General features: G+C 73.8%; 1 protein-coding gene. It reads left to right on the plus strand.

Annotated elements, in window-relative coordinates; all coding sequences use genetic code 11:
- Positions 1–3,275, plus strand: a 3,275-nt coding sequence (locus AB0B58_RS42205; protein ID WP_360237021.1) for an acyltransferase domain-containing protein, incomplete at both ends; no start/stop codon positions are given.

Below are 3,275 nucleotides of genomic sequence, written 5' to 3' on the forward strand. Positions count from 1 at the left end.
TCGGGCGCCGTTTCGCTGCTCAGTGAGGCCCGGGAGTGGCCGGCAACGGACCGGCCGCGGCGCGCGGGTGTGTCGTCGTTCGGGATCAGCGGCACCAACGCGCACGTGATCATCGAGGAGGCCGCGGCGGAAGCGGTCGAGGCGACCCGGCCTGCGGAGCCCCGGCCGGTGCTGCTGCCGCTGTCCGCGCGGTCCGAGGCGGCGCTGCGCGGCCAGGCTGAGCGGCTGATCTCGCTGCTGTCGGCCGACCCGGAGCCGGCCGACGTGGCGGTGTCGCTGGCCACGCAGCGCGGCCGGCTGCCGCACCGTGCGGCCGTCGTCGGTACGACCGCCGGGGAGCTGATCGACGCGCTGCGGGACCTGCAGACGGCGCCGCCCGTACGCGACGGTCGTGGTCCGGTGATGGTGTTCCCGGGTCAGGGTTCGCAGTGGGTTGGTATGGCGGTCGAGCTGGCCGCGGCATCGTCGGTTTTCGCCTCCGCTCTGCGGGATTGCGCGGAGGCGTTGGCGCCGCACGTCGATTGGGATCTGTTCGAGGCTCTCAAGGATGAGGGCCTGTTGTCGCGGGTGGATGTGGTGCAGCCGGTGTCGTTTGCCGTGCATGTGTCGCTGGCGAGGTTGTGGGAGTCGTTCGGGGTCGTGCCGGCGGCCGTGGTCGGGCATTCGCAAGGGGAGATCGCCGCCGCCTGTGTGGCGGGTGCGCTGTCTCTGGCGGACGCGGCGCGCATCGTCGCGGTGCGGTCGAAGGCGATCCGGGTGTTGTCCGGCACCGGCCTGATGGCGTCGATCGGTCGCCCCCTGACCGAGCTACCCGAAGGCGTCTCGATTGCGGCAGTCAACGCCCCGTCGTCGGTGGTGGTGTCCGGTGAGCCGCAGGCGGTGCGGGATCTGGTCGCCGCCTGCGAGGCCGACGGGGTTCGGGCCAGGTTGATCGCGGTGGATTATGCGTCGCATTCGGCGATGGTGGAGAGCCTGCGAGAGGAGTTGATCGTCGGGCTCGGCGAGGTGAACGCGGTCGCGTCGGCGGTGCCGATGTTCTCCACCGTCACCGGCGAATGGGCGGACACCACGTCGTTGGATGCGGGCTACTGGTTTGAGAACCTGCGGCGGACGGTGCGGTTCGCCGACGCGATCGAGGCCCTGTCGAATGAGGGCTTCGGTCTGTTCGTGGAGGTGTCGGCGCATCCGGTGGTGGCGGTGCCGATCAGTGAGATGGGCGGCACGGTCGTCGGTAGCCTGCGCCGGGATGACGGTGGTTGGGGGCGGTTCCTGGCCTCGGTCGGTGAGGCGTTCAGCCACGGCGCGGACGTTACCTTGCCGCCCGGCGACGGGCGGATCGTCGACCTGCCGACCTACGCGTTCGAGCGGCACCGGTTCTGGCTCGAGGCCGACGACGGACCCGGCGACCTGACCTCGGCCGGCCTCGGTGCGACCACGCACCCGCTGCTGCCCGCGGCCGTGGTGCTGCCCGACGGCGACGGCGTCGTGCTCACCGGCCAGGTCTCCGCGCGGAACCCGGCCTGGCTGGCCGACCACCAGGTGTTCGGCAGCATGCTGCTGCCCGGCGCGGCGTTCGTGGAGCTGGCCGTGCGCGCCGGTGACGAGGTCGGCTGCGACCGGGTGGAGGAGTTGACGCTGGCCGCGCCGCTGGTGCTCGACGAACGGCCGGTCGTGCTGCGGGTGGTGGTCGGCGTCGCCGCCGACGACGGACGCCGGCCGGTGACCGTGCACTCCTGCGCCGGCTCGGACGTCTGGACCACCCACGCCGCCGGCACGCTCGCCGCGGGCACCGCGGCGGGCGCAACGGACCTGCGGGCCTGGCCGCCGGCGGGCGCCGGGCCGGTCGACCTGGCCGGCTTCTACCCCGGGCTGGAGGCGGACGGCTACGGCTACGGTCCCGCGTTCCGCGGGCTGCGCCGCGCCTGGCGCCGGGGCGACGAGATCTTCACCGAGGTCGCGCTGCCCGAGACCGCGTCCGCGGACGCCGCCCGGTACGCCCTGCATCCCGCGCTGCTCGACGCCGTCCTGCAGGGCAGCACGCTGCTGGAGGACGACGCGGCGACGAAGCTGCCGTTCTCCTTCACCGGGGTGACCCTCTTCGGCTCCGGCGCCGCCGAACTGCGCTGCCGGATCACCATGACCGGCCCGAACAGCATGTCGGTGCTCGCCACCGACGGCACCGGGGAGCCCGTCGTCGCGGTGGAGGCCCTCGACCTGCGGGCGGTGACCGCCGACCAGCTCGCCGGCGACGCCCGCGGCCCCGCGCAGGACGCGATGTACCGCCCCGAGTGGACCGTCGCCCCGCTCGCGGCGGACGGATTCCGGGGATCGTGGACGGAGGTCACCGGCCTGGACGACCTGACCGGGGACGTGCCGGACGTCGTGGTGCTGCCCGTGACCGGCGTGGACACCGGCGACCTCGCCGCCGACGTGCACCGGACCACCGCGGACGTGCTCACGCTGGTACAGCGGTGGCTCGCCGACGACCGCTTCGAGCGGTCACGGCTGGCCCTGGTCACCAGCGGCGCCGTCGTCGCCGAACCCGGCGAGCACGTCACCGACCTGATCACGGCCGCCGCCTGGGGCCTCGTGCGCTCGGCGCAGGCGGAGAACCCGGACCGGTTCGTACTGGTCGACCTGGACGACGCCGAGGCCTCCCGCGCCGCCCTGCCGGACGCGCTCGGCACCGGTGAACCGGAACTGGCCGTGCACGGCGGCACGGTACGCGTGCGGCGGCTGCGCCGCGCCGGCGGCGACGCACTCACCCCGCCCGCCGGGGACGTGCCGTGGCGGCTCGACGTCACCGCCAGCGGCACCCTGGAGAACCTCGCCCTCGTGCCGGCTCCGGACTTGGCCCGGGAACTCGCCGAGGGCGAGGTCCGGGTGAGTGTCCGCGCCGCCGGGCTCAACTTCCGCGACGTCGTCACCGCGCTCGGCATGGTGCACGTCAACGAGATCATGGGCGGCGAGGCCTCCGGCGTGGTGCTGGAGGTAGGCCCGGGCGTCACCGACCTGGCGGTCGGTGACCGGGTCGTGGGGCTCTTCACCGGCGCGTTCGGGCCGGTCGCCGTCACACACCGCACCTATCTGGCGCCGATGCCGCAGGGCTGGACCTTCGCGCAGGCGGCCGCGGTGCCCGTCACCTACGTGACCGCCCTGTACGGCCTGGTGGACCTGGCCGGCGTGTGTGCGGGTCGGCGGGTGTTGGTGCATGCGGGTGCGGGTGGTGTGGGGATGGCGGCGGTGCAGTTGGCGCGTCATCTGGGTGCTGAGGT

It is taken from the genome of Actinoplanes sp. NPDC049118, from assembly GCF_040648555.1.
Taxonomy (GTDB): Bacteria; Actinomycetota; Actinomycetes; order Mycobacteriales; family Micromonosporaceae; genus Actinoplanes.